This is a genomic window from Mycobacterium interjectum, from assembly GCF_900078675.2.
Taxonomy (GTDB): Bacteria; Actinomycetota; Actinomycetes; order Mycobacteriales; family Mycobacteriaceae; genus Mycobacterium; species Mycobacterium interjectum.
Genome location: NZ_LT546237.1, coordinates 4436973 through 4455846 on the forward strand (window position 1 = coordinate 4436973; position 18874 = coordinate 4455846).

The 18874-nt window shown below is 68.4% G+C and carries 15 protein-coding genes, 1 pseudogene and 1 riboswitch; of the genes and pseudogenes, 9 read left to right on the forward strand and 7 right to left on the reverse strand.

Annotated elements, in window-relative coordinates:
* Window positions 1-3 precede the first annotated feature (3 nt).
* Together BN4348_RS56000 and BN4348_RS56005 are read left to right on the forward strand one after the other, a co-directional pair.
* Window positions 4-1425 (forward strand): aldehyde dehydrogenase family protein, encoded by a 1422-nt coding sequence (locus BN4348_RS56000; protein WP_066917273.1) that lies wholly within the window; start codon window positions 4-6, stop codon window positions 1423-1425.
* Between the two features lie 220 nt (window positions 1426-1645).
* Window positions 1646-3643 carry an acyltransferase family protein gene (locus tag BN4348_RS56005; RefSeq protein ID WP_066917274.1) on the forward strand — a complete coding sequence of 666 codons (1998 nt, stop codon included), beginning with the start codon at window positions 1646-1648 and terminating at the stop codon, window positions 3641-3643.
* Between the two features lie 3 nt (window positions 3644-3646).
* On the opposite strand, the gene BN4348_RS56010 is transcribed toward BN4348_RS56005, so the two are convergent.
* Window positions 3647-4306, reverse strand: a complete 660-nt coding sequence (locus tag BN4348_RS56010) for an O-methyltransferase (protein ID WP_066917275.1) — start codon at window positions 4304-4306, stop codon at window positions 3647-3649.
* Between the two features lie 129 nt (window positions 4307-4435).
* Window positions 4436-4666: riboswitch (M-box (ykoK) riboswitch) on the forward strand.
* Between the two features lie 262 nt (window positions 4667-4928).
* Between BN4348_RS56010 and BN4348_RS59770 the strand changes: the two genes are divergently transcribed.
* Together BN4348_RS59770 and BN4348_RS56015 are read left to right on the forward strand one after the other, a co-directional pair.
* Window positions 4929-5144 (forward strand): hypothetical protein, encoded by a 216-nt coding sequence (locus BN4348_RS59770; RefSeq protein WP_142308771.1) that lies wholly within the window; start codon window positions 4929-4931, stop codon window positions 5142-5144.
* Window positions 5141-6877 carry an NRAMP family divalent metal transporter gene (locus BN4348_RS56015; protein ID WP_066917276.1) on the forward strand — a complete coding sequence of 579 codons (1737 nt, stop codon included), beginning with the start codon at window positions 5141-5143 and terminating at the stop codon, window positions 6875-6877. Before BN4348_RS59770 ends, BN4348_RS56015 begins: the two co-directional genes overlap by 4 nt.
* Before the next feature lie 10 nt (window positions 6878-6887).
* On the opposite strand, the gene BN4348_RS56020 is transcribed toward BN4348_RS56015, so the two are convergent.
* Window positions 6888-7832, reverse strand: a complete 945-nt coding sequence (locus BN4348_RS56020) for an NADP-dependent oxidoreductase (protein ID WP_066917277.1) — start codon at window positions 7830-7832, stop codon at window positions 6888-6890.
* Window positions 7780-8148: a hypothetical protein gene (locus BN4348_RS61960; protein ID WP_235852827.1), complete on the reverse strand. Its 369-nt coding sequence runs from the start codon at window positions 8146-8148 to the stop codon at window positions 7780-7782. Before BN4348_RS61960 ends, BN4348_RS56020 begins: the two co-directional genes overlap by 53 nt.
* A 1-nt stretch (window position 8149) precedes the next feature.
* Between BN4348_RS61960 and BN4348_RS56025 the strand changes: the two genes are divergently transcribed.
* Window positions 8150-8620: a hypothetical protein gene (locus tag BN4348_RS56025; protein ID WP_235852828.1), complete on the forward strand. Its 471-nt coding sequence runs from the start codon at window positions 8150-8152 to the stop codon at window positions 8618-8620.
* Between the two features lie 24 nt (window positions 8621-8644).
* Here BN4348_RS56025 and BN4348_RS56030 read toward each other — a convergent pair whose 3' ends face one another.
* The gene (locus BN4348_RS56030) at window positions 8645-9400 is read right to left on the reverse strand and encodes a L,D-transpeptidase (protein WP_066917279.1); all 756 of its coding nucleotides are present in this window, start codon (window positions 9398-9400) and stop codon (window positions 8645-8647) included.
* A 244-nt stretch (window positions 9401-9644) separates the two neighbouring features.
* On the opposite strand from BN4348_RS56030, the pseudogene BN4348_RS56035 reads away from it, so the two are divergent.
* Together BN4348_RS56035 and BN4348_RS56040 are read left to right on the forward strand one after the other, a co-directional pair.
* Window positions 9645-10233, forward strand: a pseudogene (locus BN4348_RS56035) (cysteine hydrolase family protein).
* Window positions 10234-10295: 62 nt separating this feature from the next.
* Window positions 10296-11228 (forward strand): LysR family transcriptional regulator, encoded by a 933-nt coding sequence (locus BN4348_RS56040; protein ID WP_066917359.1) that lies wholly within the window; start codon window positions 10296-10298, stop codon window positions 11226-11228.
* On the opposite strand, the gene oxc is transcribed toward BN4348_RS56040, so the two are convergent.
* A complete protein-coding gene (gene oxc / locus BN4348_RS56045; RefSeq protein WP_066917280.1) occupies window positions 11212-12942 on the reverse strand; it encodes an oxalyl-CoA decarboxylase in 1731 nt (576 codons plus the stop codon). The two genes, BN4348_RS56040 and oxc, sit on opposite strands and share 17 nt — an antisense overlap.
* A gap of 230 nt (window positions 12943-13172) precedes the next feature.
* Between oxc and BN4348_RS56050 the strand changes: the two genes are divergently transcribed.
* Window positions 13173-14723 (forward strand): FadD7 family fatty acid--CoA ligase, encoded by a 1551-nt coding sequence (locus BN4348_RS56050; protein WP_066917281.1) that lies wholly within the window; start codon window positions 13173-13175, stop codon window positions 14721-14723.
* Window positions 14724-14778: 55 nt separating this feature from the next.
* Here BN4348_RS56050 and BN4348_RS56055 read toward each other — a convergent pair whose 3' ends face one another.
* Window positions 14779-16926: an elongation factor G-like protein EF-G2 gene (locus tag BN4348_RS56055; RefSeq protein WP_066917282.1), complete on the reverse strand. Its 2148-nt coding sequence runs from the start codon at window positions 16924-16926 to the stop codon at window positions 14779-14781.
* A gap of 146 nt (window positions 16927-17072) precedes the next feature.
* A complete protein-coding gene (locus tag BN4348_RS56060; protein WP_066917283.1) occupies window positions 17073-17495 on the reverse strand; it encodes a TIGR03668 family PPOX class F420-dependent oxidoreductase in 423 nt (140 codons plus the stop codon).
* Window positions 17496-17769: 274 nt separating this feature from the next.
* Between BN4348_RS56060 and BN4348_RS56065 the strand changes: the two genes are divergently transcribed.
* Window positions 17770-18828, forward strand: coding sequence for a S1C family serine protease (locus BN4348_RS56065; protein WP_066917284.1), 1059 nt, complete (start codon window positions 17770-17772; stop codon window positions 18826-18828).
* Window positions 18829-18874 lie beyond the last annotated feature (46 nt).

An 18874-nucleotide genomic window follows, 5' to 3' on the forward strand; every position in this document is an offset into this window, starting at 1 on the left:
CTCATGCGGGAATACCTCAAGTTCTACATCGACGGGCGCTGGGTAGACCCGGTGCGGCCCAACACCTTCGACGTCGAGAATCCGGCGACCGAGCAGGTCTCCGGAAAGATCTCGCTCGGCTCGGCCGCCGACGTCGACGTGGCGGTCAACGCCGCCCGGCGCGCCTTCGCCGGCTGGTCTCAAAGCAGCCGCGAACAGCGCCTCGACCTGCTGGAGGCGATCCTCGCCGAATACGGCAAGCGTGCAGGCGATCTCGCCGACGCGGTCACCGAGGAAATGGGCGCGCCGCCCTCGCTGGCGGCTGGTCCGCAGGTCCAACTCGGGCTCGGTCACCTGGTGACGGCGATCGACGTGCTGAAGAACTTTCCCTTCGAGGAACAACACGGGGCAACCCTGATCGCCAAGGAGCCGATCGGGGTCTGCGGGCTGATCACGCCGTGGAACTGGCCGCTGAACCAAATCGCGGTCAAGGTGTATCCCGCGCTGGCCACGGGCTGCACGATGGTCCTGAAACCGTCGGAGGTGGCGCCCTTCTCGGCCCACATCTTCACCGAGATTCTGGACGCCGCGGGCGTGCCGGCCGGTGTCTACAACCTGGTCAACGGCGACGGGCCCGGCGTCGGCGTGGCCCTGGCGAGCCATCCCGACGTCGACATGGTGTCTTTCACCGGATCCACGCGCGCCGGGGTCGAGGTGGCCAAGAACGCCGCCCCGACGGTGAAGCGGGTGACGCAGGAGCTCGGCGGCAAGAGCCCCAACATCGTGCTCGACGACGCGGGCTTTGCCGACAGCGTTCGCGCCGGCGTGCTCAACATGATGCCGAACTCCGGGCAGAGTTGTAACGCGCCGTCGCGCATGCTGGTCCCCAATACGCGGATGGCCGAGGCCATCGACATCGCGCGTGGTGTTGCCGAACAGGTCAAGGTGGGCAGCACGGGCGACAAGACCGCGATCGGACCGGTGGCGTCGAGAGCGCAATTCGAGAAGGTGCAGCGCCTGATCCAGCAGGGCATGGACGAGGGCGCGACCGTCGTCGCCGGCGGCCCGGGCCGCCCGGCCGGGCTGAACACGGGGTACTACGTCAAGCCGACCGTCTTCGCCGGCGTCACCAACGACATGACGATCGCGCGCGAGGAGATCTTCGGTCCGGTGTTGTGCATCCTCGGCTATGACGACATCGATCAGGCCGTGCAGATCGCCAACGACACCGATTACGGTCTGGCCGGCTATGTGTCGGGCGCCGACCTCGACAAGGCCCGGGAGGTGGCCCGCAAGATCCGCGCGGGCTGGGTGACCATCAACCATGCGTTCGATATGAACGCGGCGTTCGGCGGCTACAAGCACAGCGGCAACGGCCGAGAGTGGAGCGAGTTCGGGTTTCACGAATATTTGGAGGTCAAGAGCACCTTGGGCTACGCGCCCTAAAAGGGCGCGCCTGGGGCACCCGTCCTCGCGTGTCTTCTGCTGAATCCGGCTGCGTCGCAATTAGGCTTGCTCCGATCACGAGGAGGGGCAGCGACGTATCGGCATCAACTTTGGCGCCGGGCGACAGGTCGGTAAGGGCGCGTTAACGGCGGACACCGAGCCGGGCGGGAGACACCCCGCGCCGGCGCGTTGTGCTCCGCGGCCACGGTGGGTAGCCCCGGTGCGCCGCGCCGGCCGGCTCGCAATCTGGGATCAACCGGACCGGCGCAGCGGGATTCCGGCGCTGGACGGGCTGCGCGCAATCGCGGTCGCGCTGGTGCTCGTCGGCCACGGCGGCATCCCCGGCGTGGGCGGCGGCTTCATCGGCGTCGACATCTTCTTCGTCCTCAGCGGGTTCCTCATCACCTCGCTACTGCTGGACGAGCTCCGGCGCACCGGTCGCATTGAGCTGACCGGCTTTTGGATCAGGCGCGCCCGACGGCTGCTGCCGGCGTTGCTGCTGATGGTGCTCAGCGTGGGCGCGGCCCGCGAGCTGCTTCCCAGCCAGTCGCTCACGGGGCTACGCGACGACGCGATCGCGGCCTTCCTCTGGGTGGCGAATTGGCGGTTCGTGGCCCAGAAGACGGACTATTTCACCCAGGGCGCCCCGCCATCGCCGCTTCAGCACACCTGGTCGCTGGGGGTGGAGGAGCAGTATTACTTCGTCTGGCCGGTGCTGCTGATCGCGGTGACCCTGGTGTTGGCCGCGCGCGCGAAGCGCTACTTCAGGCGGGCCACCGTCGGCGGGGTGCGGTTCGCCACCTTTGTGATCGCGACGCTGGGGGCGGTGGTTTCCGCGGCGGTCACCATTCTCCTTGCCTCCGACGGCGCGCGGGACCGGATCTATTTCGGCACCGACACCCGCGCGCAGGCCCTGTTGACCGGCTCCGCGGCGGCGGCTCTGCTGGTGCGGGATTGGCCGTCGATGAACCGCGGCTGGTGCCTGGTCCGCACCCGCTGGGGACGGCGGGTGGCACGCTTTCTTCCCCTGCTCGGCCTGGCCGGCCTGGCGGCGGCGTCCCACTACGCGACCGGTGGCGCCGGCGAGTTTCGCCATGGCCTGCTGATCGGGGTGGCCGTCGCGTCCGTCCTCGTGGTCGCCCCGGTGGCGATGGAGCAGCGCGGGGCAATCGCCCGCATGCTTGCCCTGCGCCCCTTGGTGTGGCTGGGTACCATCTCCTACGGCGTCTACCTGTGGCACTGGCCAATCTTTTTGGCGCTCAACGGCGAACGTACCGGATGGTCGGGGCTGCCGCTGTTCGCCGCCCGGTGCGCAGCCACCGTGGTGGTCGCCGCCGCGTCATGGTGGCTGATCGAACAACCGATCCGGCGCTGGCGGCCGGCGCGGGTGCCGCTGTTGCCGCTGGCGGCGGCTACCGTGGCCAGCGCCGCCGCGATGACGCTGCTGGTGATCCCGGTGGGCACCGGACCCGGCCTGCGCGAGGGCCTGCCGCCGGGTGTGTCGGCGGTCGCCGCGGTCTCTCCCTCGCCACCCGCCGGCGGCCGCCCGGCGCCCCGCGATCCGCACCGGCCGTTCACGGTTTCAGTGTTCGGCGATTCGATCGGGTGGACCTGGATGCACTACCTTCCGCCCACACCCGGGTTCGCCTTCCTCGACCACACCGTCATCGGCTGCAGCTTGGTGCGCGGCACCCCGTACCGGTATATCGGCCAAACCCTTGAGCAGAGACCGGAATGCGACGGCTGGCCCATCAGATGGTCGGCCCAGGTCGGCCAGGACCAGCCGGACGTCGCGCTGCTGATCATCGGGCGCTGGGAGACGGTCGATCGCGTCAACGAGGGTCAATGGACACACATCGGCGATCCCACGTTCGACGCCTACCTCAACGGCGAACTCGAGCGGGCGCTCAACATCGTGGGGTCCACGGGTGTCCGCGTGGTGGTGGCCACCGTGCCCTACAGCCGGGGCGGCGAAAAGCCGGACGGTCGCCTGTATCCGGAGGATCAACCCGATCGCGTCAACCTGTGGAACAGCATGCTGCGCAAAACCGTTGCCCGCCACCCAGGGGTGCAGATCCTCGACCTGAACAAGAAGCTGTGCCCCGATGGCGTCTATACCGCCAAGGTCGACGGCATCAAGGTACGCAGCGACGGCGTGCACCTCACCCCAGATGGGGTGAAATGGCTGACGCCATGGCTCGAGGAATCCCTGCGATAGCGGTTAATCGCCAGTGCGGCAGCTGATTTCCATGCTGTCGCTCTCCCGGACGGAGAAGTTGAAGCTCACATACCCGTTGTCCGGGTTGCGAACCCGGTCGAGGTAGGGCCGCATGTCCGCGGCACTGGCGTTGTCGGCGACGATCAGTGCGCCCGTCGCGAGGCGCGGTTGGAGCAGCTCGAGCACCGGCAGGTAGAGGTCCTTCCACCCGTCGAGCAGGACGAACTCAACGGGTCCGTCGAGGTTGTCCAGCGTGGTCAGCGCGTCACCCTCGAGGATGGTGATGACGCCATCCAAACCGGTCTCGGCGAATGTCTGCTTAGCCGCGGCGATCTTGGGGGCGCTGAGCTCGGTGGTCACCACCCGGCCGGCGCCGTTGTCGCGCACCGCGGACGCCAGGTGCACGGCGGAGATTCCGAAGGACATGCCGAATTCGACGATCGTCGCCGGCCGGGTGGCGCGTACCAGCGCATACAGCAGGCGGCCGGCTTCCGGCGTGACGGGGATGTAGAACTCGCTCATGGCGTCGGCGCGCTCCTGCGCGCTCATCGGGCGGTCGAAATCGCCAACCCGCTCCCGCAACCGCGACATCTGATCTTTCGTTTCGGCGTACATCCGGTCGAGCACCGTCGCGACGGTGGGCGCCTGCAAAGTATTGGCCATGCTGTCGAGGGTAGGCCTCGGCCGACGGGCCGACGGAGGGTCCCGGCGGGCGTGGGTTAACGCAAACCGACGTCAAGGTTGCGTAAACGCGTTTGACGAGTACGAGGGCTGCCATGCAAGATGGACAAGCAAGCACCTCGGTAGGTGAGGCGTCTGCATGGATACAGGCCACTGACCCCGAACGTCGAGAGACGCCCCGGGTCAGGACAGCTCTTCCCGGACCCAAGGGTTGAGCCCAAGTGGCTTCCGGAACTAGGAGCGAATCGCAAGCGCGGCGAAGCCGGGCGAGACGGGTCGCGACCATCGGTTATGTTCCGGATACGCCGTGCAGTGCCGAAGCTCCGACGAGAGGGGTGCGGCCGGCGGTCTGCCGCCGGCCATTCGTGCCTCTCCCGTGCAGGTGAACGCGATGACACCCGCGTGTGTCCCGGCCGTGAGGAGGTGAGGGCGAGATGAGTCCCGGCGACAGTCCCTATCCGAATTCCGTCTTGTCCCGATCCGGTTCCGGCATTCCTTTCACCGCCTGACTTCTCGGGTGCCCGTGCGACCCTGCGCGTGACAACGCGTTGCGGGCGTCGCTGCGGATGCCATGAGCCGATCGGACTTGCGTCAGGAGAAGATCATGGCTTTTGGTGTTACACAGCGTCTTTCCAATGTTTCTCGGCTGCGCGGCGGGTCGATGCTGCGTGCGGGTCGGCAATTTGCGACCAAGTTGGCCGCGCGCAGCGCACTGACTCCGCAGGAACGCGCCAACCTGTACGTCTCGCGGATGCCGATCGCGGTGGTCACGGCCTCGCTCGGCGGGCATCCGTCGGACCGGCCCGCCGACCACCGGTGACCAGCTCGATCCCGACCCGCGGGGGTGTGAGGGAGCAGGCCGTGCTGGATTCCGCGCACGCCGGCGACATCGTCGGTGCGTTCGGCCGCATCCGGCGTGACGGCGCCGGCGCGCACGGGCCCGCCGCGGGGGGCTGGGCGCGCCTGCGGACGTTGCTCGTCATCACCGGTCCTGGCCTGATCGTCATGGTGGGCGACAACGACGCCGGCGGCGTGGCGACCTACGCGCAGGCGGGGCAGAACTACGGGATGGGCCTGTTGTGGACGCTGGCGATGCTGATCCCGGTGTTGTACGTGAACCAGGAAATGGTGCTGCGGCTGGGGGCGGTCACGCGGGTCGGTCACGCCCGGTTGATCTTCGAGCGCTTCGGCAAGTTCTGGGGCGCCTTCAGCGTCGGTGATCTGCTGATCCTCAACGCCCTGACCATCGTCACCGAATTCATCGGTGTATCAATGGCGCTCGGCTTTTTGGGCTGTCCCAAGGCGGTCGCCATCCCGGCCGCCGCGGTGTTGTTGTTCGCCGTGGTGGCCGGGGGCTCGTTCCGCCGCTGGGAAAGCCTGATGTTCCTGCTGATCGCGGTGAATGTGCTGATCATTCCGATGGTGCTGATGGTGCATCCCGCGCTCAAGCAAACAGCGGCCGGGCTGATGCCACAGTTCCCGGGTGGGCCCAATTCCACGGTCCTGCTGTTGGTCGTCGCCATCGTGGGCACCACGGTTGCGCCGTGGCAGCTGTTCTTTCAGCAGTCCAATGTTGTGGACAAGCGCATCACGGCCCGCTGGATCGCCTACGCGCGAGCCGATTTGGTGATCGGCATCGTCGTCGTGATGGCCGGGGCGACGGCCTTGATGGCGGTGACGGCGTTCGGGTTCGCCGGCACCGCCGGCGTCGGTGGTTTCACCGACGCCGGGGCGGTCGCGTCGGGGCTGGCCACGCACCTCGGTAGCACGGTCGGGTCGCTCTTCGCGATCATCCTGCTGGACGCGTCGCTGATCGGGGCCAACGCGATCGGGCTGGCCACCACCTACGCCATCGGCGATGCGTTGGGCAGGCGGCACTCCCTGCATTGGAAGGTCAGCGAGGCCCCACTGTTTTATGGTGGCTACGCGTTACTGCTCGCCGTGTCCGCCGCAATCGCGTTCAGCCCCGACCACATCCTCGGACTGGTGACCCAGGGCGTGCAGGCCCTCGCCGGCGTCCTGCTGCCCTCGGCGACCGTGTTTCTGGTCTTGCTGTGTAACGACCGCGCGGTGCTCGGCCCGTGGGTAAACACGGTGCGGCAGAACATCGTCGCGTGGACCATCGTGTGGTGTCTGGTGCTGTTGTCGCTGGCGCTGACGGCGACGACTTTCTTTCCGGGCCTTTCCACGACCACCATCGAGGCCGGCCTGGCCGTTGGCGCGGCGACCGGCATCGTGGGCGGCGCCGCCACGATCGTCGCCGGCCGGCGAGACCGGGACCGGCGCGACGCCGAGGCGATCGTGGGGGCACTCGGCGGTGCCCTGGATCCCGAGGAGGTCGACGAGCTCGACGACGCCCCGTCACTGACGCCCGCCGAACGGCGCGCCGTCCGCCGACAGGACCGGTCGAGGTGGCAGACTCCCAACCTCGCCACGCTTCCCCGGCCGCGCCTGTCGCCGTCCCGTCGGGCGGGACTGCTCACCCTTCGCGGTTACCTGGTGGTGGCGGTCGTATTCGTGATCGTCAAGATCGTGCAGGCCGGGATGGCCTGATGCGCGGTGACTAAGGCGAACCGTTCGGCAGCAGAACGATTTTCCCGCGGGTGTGCCGCTTCTCGAGTTCTTCGTAGGCTTCGGCGACCCGATCGAGCGGATAGGTCGCGGCGACCTCGAAATCGATGGCGCCGGTGACGATCAGGTCGGCCATCTCGGAGAGCACCTCCGGGGTCGACGCGTCGGCGCTGCCTTCGGTCTTGGCGCCGACCTCGGCGGCCTTCTGGAACGCGATGATCGTGTCGATGCGCTCGGGCGCGACACCGAGATCCACGGCGAGTTGGACGTACTCGGGGCCGAACAGGTCGATGAACGCGTCGATACCGTTCGGTGCAGCCTCTCGCAGCCGATCGGGCAATCCGTCCCCGTACGCGATCGGGGTGACGCCGTGGGCACGCAGCCAGTCGAAGTTGGCGGGCCCCGCGATGCCGAGCACCCGGGCCTTGCGCAGGACCAGCAACTGCACGACAAGGCCCCCGACCCCGCCCGCGGCGGCCGAAACGGCTACGGTCTCGCCCGGTTGGGGGTCGACCGCACGGACGGCGGCGTACGCGGTCACACCGACCACGTAGAGCGAACCCGCGGTCTCCCAACTCATTTGGGCAGGTTTGCGAATCAGTTGATCCACCGGGACGGCGGTATGGGTGGCGTGGCTGGACCGGCGGAAGCTGAACCCCAGCACCTCGTCGCCGACGGAAAACTCCGTCACTCCGGGTCCTGCGGCGATCACGACGCCCGCGAGGTCGCTGCCCTCACCGGAGGGAAAGGTGGCGGGGAACATGTCGTGCAGCGCGCCGGTTCGGATGGCGGCTTCGCCGGGATTGATCCCGGCGGCGCGAACCTCGATGACCACTTCGCCCGGGCCCGGCGACGGCATCTCCACGTCCGCTACGTACAAGACGTCACGGCCCCCGTAACGATCGAACCGTACGGCGCGCGCCACCGCAGATCTCATCGTTCCTCCCTACCCTCGCGCAATCGCCCGCCCCCGCCAGCATAGGCGCGAACCTGAGCCGACCGGCGGGTATGTGCGGGCCGCCGCGCGCCGTCCCGCCCTTGTTCCCGTCGGCATTTCGCAGTAGCGTCAGGCGGCCGACTGTGGATCGACGCGGGAGGAACGCCATGGAGCTCGCCAGGATTGCCGCCGCTTGGGCGGTCGCCAGCATGGTGGTCGGCACCGTCGTATCCGGCTGCGGCAACGACCAAAAGGCGTCGACGCCCACGTCCTCGACGACATCGGGTGCCGTCACTTCATCGAGCGGTTCGAGCATGGTGACGGCTCCTTCGCAGGGCCAGCCCACCGATTACAGTTCCTTGCTGATCAAGCCCAGCGACATCGGCGGAGACTTCAAATCCCCCCAGCCCCCCGTCCTGAATCCCAACAATGCGACCGGTGTCGCACAGCTTTTCGCCAATCCCGACAACAGCCGCCGGATCGGCGACACCATCCTGATCGTCGCCGACCCCGCTGTGGCGAAGACGGGCATCGAGAACACCAAGGCCAACTATGCGGGGAAGGTCAGCGGCACGTGGCAGCCGGTCGACGTCGGCTCCAACGGATTCATGATTTCCGGTAACTCGCCGGACAACTCCCAAGCGGTGACGGTGTTGCTGTTCAGCGAGGGCCGGGCGGTCGTCAACATCGAATTCGACAGCGCGCCCAATGATCCGATCGATCCGGCCATCGCGATCGATGTCGGACGCAAGCAGGACGCCGCAGTCAAAAGCGGGTTGCCCAGCTAGCGTCGCCCTGGTGCTCGGCGGGCCTCAGGCCACGACCTGGATGGGGTCGCCGACGTTGACCTGGTTGAAATACCATGCGGCGTTGTCCGGGCTCAGGTTGATGCATCCATGGCTGACGTTGGTGTGGCCCTGAGAGTCGACCGACCATGGGGCCGAGTGCACATACACGCCGCTCCAGGTGACCCGGACCGCGTATTGCGCCGTGATCTTGTATCCCTCTGGGGAACTCAGCGGGATGCCAATCGTCCGCGAGTCCATCACCACGGTGCGATCCTTCTCCAGGGCGGTGAAGTTGCCGATCGGTGTCGGGCGACTGGGCTTACCCATCGACGCAGGCATGGTGCGCAGCACCTCGCCGTTGCGGCTGACGGTGAAGGTGTGCCCGGACAGGCTGGCGACACCGAGTAGTTCGTCGCCGGTGTCGAAGCCCGTCGTCAGGGCCTGCACACCCGCCGAGACGTGGGTGTGGGCGGGCCAGTAGTGGTTCGGAACCCACTGGACGACGTCGTTGCGGACCCACTCGAAGTGTCCCGGTGTATCGCTCGGCGACCAGACGTGGATGGTCCGTTCGGCGGCACCGCGATCGGTGACCGGCGCGGTGAACGTGACGACCAGTGGGTGCGCCACGCCTACCACCGCCCCGTTAGCGGGCGAAACCGAGGCAACTGCAGGGACCGGCTCGGGCAGGGGGACGGACGCCACGCCGCGTGCGGAGCTCCCCAAGGCGCCCATCCCGGCAATCGCTACCATAACGAACAGATAACGAAACGCTCGGTGCATGGCGCTTACCCTTTGCGATGGTTCAACTGACACAACGATATTCTACTGGCTGTCGACTCATTGCGGTTTTCAGCAAACATCCGTGGCTTCGCTGGGTCGCCACGGCAGCGGCGCGTTCGCCGGATGAGCGGAAGCAGGACAAGGGCAAGCACGGCAAGGGGCGGACATGATCGCAGACGATCGCTATACGCGTCCGAGGGCGGATACGGCGGCCCTGCTCCTTATCGACGTGCAGCGCGACTTCATAGATGCCCCCCGGCACGCCCGGCGATGATGCCCCGATGCCGGTTGCGGGCACGCGTGCCGCGATACCGGCGATGGCGAAGTTGGCGGCGGCGTTCCGGCAACGGGGACGGCCCATCGTGCACGTCGTCCGGCTCTATCTGCCGGATGGGTCGAACGTTGACCTGGTGCGGCGCCGATCGATAGAGGCGGGCGCTCGAATTGCCGTGCCCGGCAGCGCCGGTTCGCGGATTGTCACGGAACTCTTGCCCAAATCTGTTGACGTGGACCACGATCTGCTCTTGGCCGGCGGTTTCCAACAGGTGGGTGCCGCCGAGCACGTGATGTACAAACCGCGGTGGGGCGCATTCTACGGCACCGCCCTCGAGCGGCATCTGCGCGAGACTGGCAGCGACACCGTCGTTTTCGGGGGCTGCAACTTTCCCAACTGCCCTCGCACGTCTATCTTCGAGGCGTCCGAACGCGACTTCCGGCTTGTCCTGGTGTCCGACGCGATCTCCGGCCTCTATGAGCGCGGCGTCGCGGAATGCCGTGCTATCGGAGTGGACGTGCTGGGCTTGTCGGAGACACTCGATTGGCTGGGGTGCTAGGCGCGCGTTAGCCTCAGCGGAGTCGGTGCCCGAAGGCCGAGCCCGAACAAAGAGGAGTGCGGGTGCTTTTCCGTCAACTGGAGTACTTCGTTGCGGTCGCCCAGGAGCGCCACTTCGCCCGGGCGGCCGAGAAGTGCTACGTCTCGCAGCCCGCGCTGTCCGCCGCCATCGCCAAGCTCGAGCGGGAGCTGAACGTCACGCTGATCAATCGCGGGCACAGCTTCGAGGGCCTCACCCCCGAGGGGGAGCGATTGGTCGTGTGGGCCAAACGGATTCTGGCCGAACACGATGCCTTCAAGGCCGAGGTGCACGCCGTGCGATCCGGCATCGCAGGAACGCTTCGGCTGGGTACGGTGCCGACCGCCTCGACGACGGCGTCCCTGGTACTCTCCGCGTTCTGTTCGGCGCATCCGCTGGCGAAGGTGCAGATCCTTTCCCGGCTGGCCGCCACCGAGCTGTACCGGCGCGTGCGCGAGTTCGACCTGGACGCCGCCATCGTGCACACCCCCACCGATGACCCTCACGACGTGAACCTGGTGCCGCTCTATGAGGAACACTATGTGCTGCTCTCGACGGCGAACATGTTGCCCGCCGGGGCATCGACGCTGACGTGGCCCGAGGCGGCGCAACTGCCGCTGGCGCTGCTCACCGCCGACATGCGCGACCGCCAGATCATCGATGAGGCCTTCGCCGGCCACGCGATCACCGTCACCCCGCAGGTCGAAACCGACTCTGTTGCTTCGCTATTAGCGCAGGTGGCCACCGGCAACTGGGCGTGCATCGTCCCGCATACCTGGCTCTGGACCTCGCCGCTGGGCGCGGAGATCCGCGCGGTCGAGATGGTCGAACCGGTGCTCAAGGCCGAGATCGCGCTGGCCACCAACTCTTCCGGCCCCGGCTCACCCGTAGCGCGTGCGCTAAGTACATGCGCTCAGGAGCTGGCGCTGGGCGAATTCTTCGACGCGCAGTTGTTGGGCATCACGCGCCGGCGCTGATCGGGGGTGTGGCCGCGCTGGTCGGGTTGAGGCTCGCCAGATGGCCGCTTTCCACGCCGGCCGCCGGGTCGAGCTCGCAGTCGACGACCGACGGCCCGCGGGAGACGATCGCCTCGGCCAGCGCCGCCCGCAGCTCCGCCGGTGTGGTGACGTGATATCCCTTGCCGCCGAACGCCTCCGCGATGAGCCCGTGGCGCGCCCGCGCGTTGAGCACCGTCGGCGCGGGATCGCCGCCCATGGGCGCTTCGTCGCCGCGGTACACCCCGCCGTTGTTGAGGATGACCACGGTCACCGGCAGGCGGTGTCGGCAGATCGTCTCGACCTCCATGCCGGAGAACCCGAACGCGCTGTCACCTTCGATCGCGACGACCGGCTGGCCGGTCTCCACCGCGGCGGCGATGGCGTATCCCATGCCGATGCCCATCACGCCCCAGGTGCCCGTGTCGAGCCGGCGCCGCGGCAGCTCCATGTCGATGACGTTGCGGGTCAAATCCAGCGCATTGGCGCCCTCGTTGACCACGTAGACTTCCGGGTTTTCCCGCAGCACAGCCCGAATTGCACCCAGCGCGTTGTAAAACCGCATGGGGTGGGGGTTTTCGGTCAGACGCTCACGCATCTTGGCCTCGTTGCGGGTCCTGCGCTCGGCCAGCTCGTCGACCCATTCCACCGGCGCGACGAGCGGATGCGCGGCCACCGCGTCGCACAGCGCCGACAGCACCGAGCCGATGTCGCCGGACAGCGGCGCCGCGATCGGCCGGTTGCTGTCGAATTCCGCCGCCGCGATGTCGACCTGAATGAACTTGGCGTCGGCGGACCATTGCGGCGACTCCCCGTGGCCGAGCAACCAATTCAGCCGGGCGCCCACCAGCAAGACCGCGTCCGCGCGGGCGATCGCCAGTGAGCGGGCGGCTCCGGCCGACTGCGGGTGCGAATCGGGCAACAGCCCCTTGGCCATCGACATCGGCAGGAACGGAATCCCGGTGGTCTCCACGAACTTCCGGATCACGTCGTCGGCCTGCGCGTACGCGGCTCCCTTGCCGAGCACGATCAGCGGCCGCCGCGCCTGTCCGAGCACCTGCAGCGCGCGGTCGATGGCTGCTGGCGCCGGCAGCTGCCGGGGCGCGGGGTCGACGACCCGCCAAATCGTGCCGGCCGCGGCGGAGGCGTCCATGGCCTGGCCCAGGATCTCGCCGGGAATGTCGAGGTAAACCCCGCCCGGCCGCCCGGAGGTCGCCGTCCGGATGGCGCGTGCCACGCCCCGGCCGATGTCCTCGATCCGGCCGATCCGATATGCCGCCTTCGCGAAAGGCTTTGCGGCGGCGAGCTGATCGAGGTCCTGGTAGTCACCGCGCTGCAAATCCACCATCGCCCGGTTGCTCGAGCCCGAAATCTGGATCATCGGGAAGCAGTTCGCGGTGGCGTTCGCCAGGGCGGGCAGCCCGTTGAGGAAGCCGGGCCCGGACGTGGTGAGGCACACGCCGGGGCGCCGGGTGAGAAACCCGGCGGCGGCGGCCGCGTTGCCCGCCGAGGTCTCCTGCCGAAAGCCGATGTAACGGATTCCCGATGCCTGAGCGGTGCGGGCGAGGTCGGTGATCGGGATGCCGACGATGCCGTAGATGGTGTCGACGTCGTTGGCCTTCAGCGCGTCGACGACGAGATGGAAGCCGTCGGTCAAGCGAGTCGCGTCGCCGGAAGATGCCGAAACGGTGGACATGGTGGCGGCCTCCTTGTGAGCGTGATGCCGGGTTTGCCCGTGACTGCCTACGCCATCACTGTTGTGCCGGTGCGCGCGACTGTCCAAGACTAAGCCGCTATGCAGCGATTCACGCCGTCTATCGATAGCCCCCACTTATCGATAGTGAGCGGATCGGTATTGGACGGACACCCGTGTGTCACGGCATGGTGCCAGCAGGAGCTTTCACACGCGACGAAAGGGGTTGGGCGATGAGGACGAGCAATCACGTTGTCACCGGTCTGGTCGAGGTGGCGGCGGGCCGGCAGCCGGACGCACCGGCGCTCGTCGTCACGCCCGATCGCCTACCGGTGAGTTACCGCGACCTGGTTCGACTGGTTGACGACCTGGCCGGGCAGCTGAAGCGGAATGGACTGCGGCCCGGTGATCGCGTCGCGCTGCGCGCCGGCAGCAACGCCGAGTTCGTCGTCGCCCTGTTGGCCTCGCTGCGGGCCGAGCTGGTCGTGGTCCCGTTGGACCCGGCGCTGCCGGTCAGCGACCAGCGCTCCCGAAGCGAGGCGGTGGGCGCGCGGGCGGTGCTGGTGGACGGTGACGGGCCCGGCGACGAGCGGGAACCGGCCCTGCGCCGGTGGCCGATCGCGGTGACGGTCGGCGGTGAGGGCACGCCGGCGGTGCACCTTGACGCCGCGAGGCCGCCGGAGCGAGACGTCTCGACGCCCGCGGGGCTGCGCGACGACGACGCCATGATCATGTTCACCGGCGGAACCACGGGGGTGCCGAAGATGGTCCCGTGGACGCACGACAACATCGCCAACTCGGTGCGGGCGATCGTCGCCGGCTACGGGCTGGGGCCCCAGGATGCGACGGTGGCGGTGATGCCGCTCTACCACGGTCACGGGCTGATCGCCGCATTGCTGTCCACCCTGGCGTCCGGGGGCACCGTGCTGCTCCCGGCTCGTGGGCGGTTCTCGGCGCACACCTTTTGGGACGACATCGACGCCGTCGGAGCCACCTGGTACACCGCCGTCCCGACGATCCATCAGATCCTGTTGGAGCGCAGCAGGACTGAGCGGCGGGGAAGCGAACGTGCGACGCTTCGGTTCATCCGCAGCTGCAGCGCCCCCCTCACCCGGGAAACGGCTCAGTCGCTGCACGAGACGTTTGCAGCGCCGGTGGTGTGCGCGTTCGGCATGACCGAGGCGACCCATCAGGTGGCAACAACGGGCATCGGCCAGACCGAAAACCCTGCCGCCACAGGTGGTCTCGTCGGCGGGTCGACCGGGCCGGAGATCCGGATCGCGGGGCCCGACGGCCAGCCTCTGCCGACGGAAGCCGTCGGCGAGGTCTGGTTGCGCGGGCCCACCGTGGTGCGCGGCTACCTCGGCGACCCGGCGATCACCGCCGCCAACTTCACCGACGGGTGGCTGCGCACAGGCGATTTAGGCTCGCTGTCGGCGGCCGGGGACCTGATCATCCGGGGCCGGATCAAGGAACTGATCAACCGGGGCGGTGAGAAGATCTCGCCGGAACGCGTCGAGGGCGTGCTGGCCACCCATCCCAACGTCCTGGAGGTGGCCGTGTTCGGGCTGCCGGACAAGATGTACGGGGAGACGGTGGCCGCGGTGATCGTTCCGCGGGAATCGCCGGCGCCCACCCCGGCCGAGCTCGCGGTGTTTTGCCGCGAGCGCCTCGCGGCCTTCGAGGTGCCCGCCACCTTCCGGGAGGCCGGCGCGCTGCCGCATACCGCGAAAGGCTCGCTGGACCGCCGCGCCGTGGCCGGCCAATTCGGGGGTGGGGCCTAAGCCCGTCGAAGGCCCGTCGAAGTCCCGTGGAACGCCGACACGCGCCGATCGATTGTCACGCCGTGGTTTTCACGCGGGCGGCCGCGGTTTCCGGCATGGGTTCGTAGCGGGCGAAGGAGCGGGTGAACGACGCGGCCCCGTGCGAGAGCGAGCGCAGGTCGATCGCGTAGCGGGTGAGCTCGACCTGAGGCACCTCCGCCTTGACCACCGTGCGTTCGTGGCCGGCGGTGTCGCTGCCGAGCACCCGGCCGCGACGTCCCGACAGGTCGCCCATCACCGCGCCGACGTAATCGTCGGGCACCAGCACCGAGATCTCATCGATCGGCTCGAGCAGGGCCACCCGTGTCGCCGCCGCCGCCTCCCGCAGCGCCAGCGCCCCCGCGGCCTGGAACGCGAAGTCCGACGAGTCCACGCTGTGCGCCTTGCCGTCGAACAGCGTGACCCGGATGTCCACGACCGGGTAACCGGCGTGCACGCCCTTTTCCATCTGGGCGCGCACACCCTTTTCGACGCTCGGGATGAACTGGCGCGGCACCGACCCGCCGACCACCTTGTCGACGAACTCGAACCCCGTGCCCTCCGGCAGTGGCTCCACCTCGATGTCGCACACCGCGTACTGGCCATGCCCACCCGACTGCTTGATGTGGCGGCCGTGCCCTTTCGCCTTGCCGCCGAACGTTTCCCGCAGCGGGACGCGCAGGTCCACCGTGTCCACGGTGACGCCATACCGGTGGGCCAACGCCTCGAGGACGACGCCGGCATGGGCCTCACCCATGCACCACAGCACGATCTGGTGCGTTTCCTGGTTCTGCTCGATCCGCAGCGTCGGGTCCTCGGCGGCCAGCCGTCCCAGTCCGACCGACAGCTTGTCTTCATCGGTCTTGGCATGCGCCTGAATGGCCACCGGCAGCAGCGGCTCCGGCATCGTCCAGGGCTTGAGAACCAGCGGCTCGGACTTGTCCGACAGGGTGTCGCCGGTTTCGGCGCGGCTCAGCTTGCCGATGGCGCAGATGTCGCCCGCCACCACGGCGGCCGCGGGGCGCTGCTGCTTGCCGAGGGGAAAGGACAGCACACCGATCCGTTCGTCCTCGTCGTGATCGGGGTGCGAATTCCCGTTCCCGTTGGTCCCGCCGAAGAACGACGCAAAATGGCCCGACACATGAACCGTCGTGTCGGGCCTGATGGTCCCGGAAAAGACCCGGACCAGGCTCACCCTGCCGACGTAGGGGTCCGACGTGGTCTTCACCACCTCCGCGAGCAACGGCGCGCCGGCGTCGCAGGCCAGCGTTGCGTGCGTGGCGCCGTTCGGCGTGAAGACCTCCGGTAGCGGGTGTTCCATCGGAGATGGGAATCCCCGCGTGGCGACCTCCAGCAGTTCCAGCGTGCCGACCCCGGTGCCGCTGCACACGGGGATGACCGGGAAAAAGGAGGCCCTGGCGACGGCCTTCTCCAGGTCGGCGATGAGCACCGCCTCGTCGATCGACTCCCCGCCCAGGTAGCGCTCCATCAGGGACTCGTCCTCGGACTCCTCGATGATCCCCTCGATCAGGGTGCCCCGCGCTTCCTCGATCCGGTCGGCGTCGGACTCGTCCGGCGGCTGGATGGTCCGCTTGCCGTCGGAGTACAGGTAACGCTGCTGCGACAGCAGACCGATCAGGCCGTCAGAGGTCGGCAGGTACAGCGGTAAGACCTTGTCGCCGAACGCGCTTTGCGCGGCGGCCAGCGCCTCTTGATAGTTCGCGCGCGCGTGGTCGAGCTTGGTGATCACGACGGCGCGGGGCATCCCGACCTGGCTGCATTCCTGCCAGAGCGACTTGGTCGGCTCGTCGACGCCCTCGTTCGCCGCGATCACGAACAGCGCGCAATCGGCGGCGCGCAGGCCGGCGCGCAACTCGCCGACGAAATCGGCGTACCCGGGCGTATCCACCAGGTTGATCTTGATGCCGTCGTGCGAAAGGGACGCGACGGCGACGCCCACGGAGCGTTGTTGCCGGATCTCGGCCTCGTCGTAGTCGCAGATCGTGCTGCCGTCGGTGACCGAGCCCGCGCGGGACAGCACGCCGCCGGCGACCAGCAGGGCCTCGACCAGGGTGGTCTTGCCGCCGCTCGAGGGACCCACCAGGACCACGTTGCGAACGTCGCCCGGACCGTTCGCGGTGGGGGCGGCCCCCGCGCCCTGGGACGCGTTCGCCTTGTCCGCCATAACTTTCCTCCAGTTCTGCAACGCTGCGGCGCGCTGTGGCGCGGTGTGGCCTGGGCCACAGGACGCTGCAAGCAACTTTTCCCCCAACTGCCGCCCAACACAAGGCCACCGGCCGGCCACAATTGAGGCTGTCGGCCTCGGCCGCGTCAGGCGTGCCAGCTGGACCAGCGCCGCACCGTGACCGCGATCACCGGGCCGTCCAACGAAACGGACTGGTACTGAGGGTATTTGGCGCGCAGCAACCGAAACCCGGTCGCCATCGGCTCGCCGGCGGCGTGAATCGCGGCGACGCCGTCGGCCCGGACCCACCACAGCTGCGCCCAGTCGTCGTCGTAGTGGTCGACGAGCAGGCTGACCTGGGGATTGCGCTCGATGTTGGCCAGGCGCCGCAGCCGCCGCGTGGCCTTGGGCTTGGCGTCGACGGCGGTGTACACGACGTCGGGGTCGCCGCGCGAATCGTCGACGGCGAACACCACCGGCACCAGGTGCGGCGCGCCCCCGGGCGTGGCCGTGGCCAGCCGGGCTATCTGGGATTGTGTGAACCTGACCTTCGGGTCGAATTCGCCCACGCTGTCAGCTTAAGGGCCGGACCGAGGGGTTACGTTTGACCGCATGCCGGCGCAGACCCGCGACCGCACGCTCATCGACATGGTCGGCGACGTCAGCCTGCACCTCACCCACGCGATCACGCGGCCCGGGGGCCTGAGCGGGGCCGGGTCAAACAGGGACTGACCACGGTCCCGCATAGCTATCTGCATTACGGTTATACGGATTGAGTTGTGTCGCCCAGACGCGGAGGCTGGGCCGATTCTGGTTCTGATCGCGAAGCAGGAGGTGACGGGGATGGGCAAATGGCACCACCGCTCAGTTCGGTGGTCATGGTTGGTCAGCGTGCTGGCCGTGATCGGCCTGGGCCTGGGCCTGGCCACGGCGCCGGCGTCCGCCGCACCTCCCGGGCCTTCCCACGGCCGGCCACTGGCACCGCTCGACCCGTCGGGCATCGTCGGCCAGGTAGGGCCGCAGGTCGTCGACATCAGCACCAAGTTCGGCTACAACAACGCGATCGGCGCGGGGACCGGCATCATCATCGATCCGGGCGGCGTCGTGCTGACCAATAACCATGTCATCTCGGGCGCCACCGATATCAGCGCCTTCGCGGTCGGCAACGGCCAGACCTACGCCGTCGACGTGATCGGTTACAACCGGACCGCGGACGTCGCCGTCCTGCAACTTCGCGGTGGGGGCGGCCTGCCCAGCGCCAACATCGGTGGCGGTGTCTCGGTCGGCGATCCGGTCGTGGCGTTGGGCAACGCCGGGGGTCAGGGCGGAACTCCCAGCGCGGTGGCCGGCAAGGTCGTCGCGCTCAACCAGACCGTCTCGGCCACCGACACGCTGACCGGCGCCGAGGAGAACCTGGGCGGGTTGATCCAGGCCGACGCCGCGATCCGGCCCGGTGACTCGGGTGGGCCCATGGTCAACCAGGCCGGGCAGGTGATCGGCATGAACACCGCAGCCACCGACAGCTACAAGATGTCCGGCGGTCAGGGCTTCGCCATCCCGATCGGCACCGCGATGGGGGTGGCCGGGCAGATCCGGGCAGGTGCCGGCTCGAACACGGTGCACATCGGCCCGACGGCCTTCCTCGGCCTGGGCGTCACGGACAACGGCGGCAACGGCGCGCGGGTCGAACGCGTGGTCGGCAGCGGTCCCGCGGCGGCGGCCGGCATCTCGGCCGGCGACGTCATCACCGGGGTCGACAACACGCCGATCACCGGGGCCACCTCGATGACGGATGTCCTGGTCCCACACCACCCCGGCGACACCATCATCCTGCAGTGGCGCGCCAATGCGGGCGGCGACCGCAGCGGACCGGTGACGTTGGTCGACGGGCCGCCGGCCTGATATCCGCGCGGATAATGCCCGCCTTCCGCCCAGTCTGGCTGCGGCA

Coding starts and splice junctions, on each gene's coding strand:
- BN4348_RS56010 (WP_066917275.1), bottom strand. CDS start 4,306: ATGGCCAATACTTTGCAGGCGCCCACCGTCGCGACGGTGCTCGACCGG.
- BN4348_RS56020 (WP_066917277.1), bottom strand. CDS start 7,832: ATGAGATCTGCGGTGGCGCGCGCCGTACGGTTCGATCGTTACGGGGGC.
- BN4348_RS59770 (WP_142308771.1), top strand. CDS start 4,929: ATGGCTTTTGGTGTTACACAGCGTCTTTCCAATGTTTCTCGGCTGCGC.
- BN4348_RS56050 (WP_066917281.1), top strand. CDS start 13,173: ATGAGGACGAGCAATCACGTTGTCACCGGTCTGGTCGAGGTGGCGGCG.
- BN4348_RS56065 (WP_066917284.1), top strand. CDS start 17,770: ATGGGCAAATGGCACCACCGCTCAGTTCGGTGGTCATGGTTGGTCAGC.
- BN4348_RS56055 (WP_066917282.1), bottom strand. CDS start 16,926: ATGGCGGACAAGGCGAACGCGTCCCAGGGCGCGGGGGCCGCCCCCACC.
- BN4348_RS61960 (WP_235852827.1), bottom strand. CDS start 8,148: ATGCTCGAACCGCTCGATGAAGTGACGGCACCCGATGTCGTCGAGGAC.
- oxc (WP_066917280.1), bottom strand. CDS start 12,942: ATGTCCACCGTTTCGGCATCTTCCGGCGACGCGACTCGCTTGACCGAC.
- BN4348_RS56000 (WP_066917273.1), top strand. CDS start 4: ATGCGGGAATACCTCAAGTTCTACATCGACGGGCGCTGGGTAGACCCG.
- BN4348_RS56030 (WP_066917279.1), bottom strand. CDS start 9,400: ATGCACCGAGCGTTTCGTTATCTGTTCGTTATGGTAGCGATTGCCGGG.